The sequence below is a fragment of the Curtobacterium sp. UCD-KPL2560 genome (assembly GCF_001705035.1).
Taxonomy (GTDB): domain Bacteria; phylum Actinomycetota; class Actinomycetes; order Actinomycetales; family Microbacteriaceae; genus Curtobacterium.
The window spans coordinates 1-2,809 of sequence record NZ_MCIG01000135.1 but is presented as its reverse complement, the minus strand read 5'-3'; the positions used below and the strand labels follow the sequence as shown (position 1 = coordinate 2,809).

2 protein-coding genes are annotated in these 2,809 nt (G+C 75.8%); one reads left to right on the top strand and one right to left on the bottom strand.

Translation table 11 applies throughout. From position 1 onward, the window contains the following. Positions 1 to 103 precede the first annotated feature (103 nt). Positions 104 to 1,054 (bottom strand): serine hydrolase domain-containing protein, encoded by a 951-nt coding sequence (locus BEP24_RS16085; RefSeq protein WP_083230449.1) that lies wholly within the window; start codon positions 1,052 to 1,054, stop codon positions 104 to 106. A gap of 122 nt (positions 1,055 to 1,176) precedes the next feature. Here BEP24_RS16085 and BEP24_RS16080 point away from each other — a divergent pair, with 122 nt between their 5' ends. After that, positions 1,177 to 2,691, top strand: coding sequence for an MFS transporter (locus BEP24_RS16080; RefSeq protein ID WP_083230448.1), 1,515 nt, complete (start codon positions 1,177 to 1,179; stop codon positions 2,689 to 2,691). Positions 2,692 to 2,809 lie beyond the last annotated feature (118 nt).

Here is a 2,809-nt window from a genome sequence, read left to right as displayed (position 1 = left end):
GACGGGTCGGGGCCGCCACGCGCCTCCCGTCCGGCGGGCGGGCACGACGGGAGGCGCGGGTCGGGGCCGCCACGCGCCTCCCGGCCGGTCGTCGGTCCGGTCGTCAGTCCCGCGCGGTGGCGGCGGACCGTGCGGACAGCACGTCGGCGACGGCCGACGCGAACGCGTCGGCACCGGCGTGGTCGTCCGCGGTCACGGTGACCACGGCGTCGCGGTCGAACAGCAGCATCTGGCCGTGTGCGCCGTGCAGCCGCCAGAGCTGCCCGGGGCCGTCCCACCCGGCCATCGCGTACCGCTCGTACCCGGGACCGGCGCCCTCGCGCTCCACCCAGTCGGAGTGCAGCGCCTCGCACCAGCGCGCCGCGACGACCCGGTGGCCGTCGACGACCCCGCCGTCCCGCACCAGGCGTCCGATGCGGGCGAGCTCCGACGTGCGCAGGGCGATGCCCTCGCCGCCGGCGACGAAGCCCCGCGCGCAGCGCGCCCAGCCGACGTCCGCGATGCCGAGCGGTGCGAACACGCGCTCGGACACGAACGCGCCGACGTCCCCGACGTGTCGTTCGAGCACCCGCATCGCCGTGTACGTGCTCGCGTTCGCGTACTGGAACACCCGGCCCCGGGAGGGCCGCGACAGGAACTCCGCCGCGAGGTCCGGCCATTCGGTCAACTCGGTCGGCGACCACGGCATGTCGACGCCGCTCGTCATGGTGAGCAGGTGCCGGAGGGTGACCCGGTCGGTGCCCGCGCCGGTGCACAGGGCGGGCAGCGTGGCGGCGACCGGCCCGTCCACGTCGACCAGGCCGTCGTCGGCCGCGATGCCGACCGCCAGCACGGCGACGCCCTTGGCGACCGAGTGGACCTCCTCGCGCACGTCCGGGGTCCAGCGGTGCTCGGCGGTGTCGTCACCGACCCGGACGTGCAGACCGTGCGCGCGGAAGCCGGTGGCGGCGACGTGCCGGACGAGGGCGTCGAGGGCCGCGTGCGCGGGGGTCGGCTCGGCCGGGGTCGGCTGCGCGGAGGCCGGCTCGGCCGGGGTCGGCTGCGCGGGGGTCACCGGGCCATCCTGCCGCGTCCGGTAGGCTCCTCGCTGTGTCCGGCACGGTGCCGGAGTGGTCGCGGAAGGCGATCCGGGCTGAAAACCCCACGACGCCTTCCCGAGAACGGAACCACTCCGCCATGCCCACCTCCCCGTCCACCGGCACCACGCCGACCGTCGGTCCTCCCGCCGCAGGCGCCTCCGCCGGGTCCGCTCCCACGACCGGCTCGACGTCGACCGACCGGATCGACGCCCGCTCCCGGCTCGTCCTCGTCACGCTCGCCGCGGCGCAGCTGCTCGTCATCCTCGACACCACGATCGTGAACATCGCGATCCCGCAGGCCGCGACCGAGCTCGGCCTGACCGCCGACGGGCGCCAGTGGATCATCACGGCGTACGCGCTGACCTTCGGTGCCGTCCTGCTCATCGGCGGGCGCATCGCCGACTACTGGGGCCGCAAGCGCACGTTCGTGCTCGGCGTCGTGCTGTTCGCGGCGGCGTCGCTCCTCGCCGGGCTCGCGACCGTCCCCGCGATGCTCATCGGCGGCCGGGTGCTCCAGGGTGCCGGTGCCGCGCTCATGGCCCCCGCGGCGCTGTCGCTCGTGAGCGTCACCTTCCCGTCGGGTCGTGCCCGGAACACCGCGTTCGGGGTCCTCGGCGCGATCACCTCGAGCGGCGCGGCCGTCGGCCTCCTGCTGGGCGGGGTGCTCACCGAGTTCGTCGGCTGGCGCTGGTGCCTGCTCGTCAACGTGCCGGTCGCGGCCGTGGCCGTCGTCGCCGCGGTCCTCGTGCTCCGCGAGAGCCGCGCCGAGGGCCACGGACGACTCGACGTCGCCGGTGCCGTGACCATCGCGATCGGCCTCGGCGCGCTCGTCTACGGGTTCACCCTCGCCGAGCGGGGCTGGGTCGAGGGCGGCGCACTCGTCGCGATCGGCATCGGTGTCGTGTTCCTCGTCGCGTTCGTGCTCATCGAGCTGCGCGTCGCCGCGCCGCTGCTGCCGCTGCGCGTCGTGCTCGACCGGAACCGCGGCGGCGCCCTCGTCGTCCAGACCTGCGCCGGTGCCGTGATGGCGACCGTGACGCTCTACGTGACCTTCCACCTGCAGCAGGTCCTCGGCTTCGCGCCGCTCGTCTCCGGCGTCGCGACACTGCCGCTCGCGCTCGCCATCGGAGCGGTCATCCCCGTGCTCGTCAAGACCGTGCCGCGCACCGGCCCGAAGCCCCTCATGGTCGTCGGACCGGTCGTCGCGGGCATCGGCGTGCTGCTGCTCACCCGCGTCTCGGCCGACGGCTCGTACTGGACCGACGTGCTGCCCGGCCTGGTCGTGATGGGCGCCGGCATGGCCGCGATCTTCGTGCCCGCGCAGAACATGGCGCTGTCCCGGGTCCGCCCCGAGGACGCCGGCGCCGCCGCGGCCGCCGCGAACGCGACGAACCAGATCGGCGGTGCCGTGGGCCTCGCCGTGCTCACGAACCTGTACGTCGCGCACGCTGGTGCGGGGCGCTCCGCCGGTGCGCTCGTCGCCGGGTACGACGCGGTGTTCCTCGGCGCAGCCGTGGTGATGGCGATCGCCGTCGTCGCCGCGGTGGTGCTGCTCCGCAACCCGCAGCTCGGGGAGGACGCGGGGGCACAGCAGCTGCCGGCGATGCACTGAGGGGTCCGTCCGTCGCGGCGTGGTCGACGCGACGCGACGCGGCCGGAGCGACGCGACGCGGCCGGCGCGACGCGACGCGGCCGGCGCGACGCGACGCGGCCGGCGCGACGCGACGCGG

Excerpts from the sequence above, each read along its gene's own strand:
- BEP24_RS16080 (WP_083230448.1), top strand. The coding sequence starts at position 1,177 with ATGCCCACCTCCCCGTCCACCGGCACCACGCCGACCGTCGGTCCTCCC.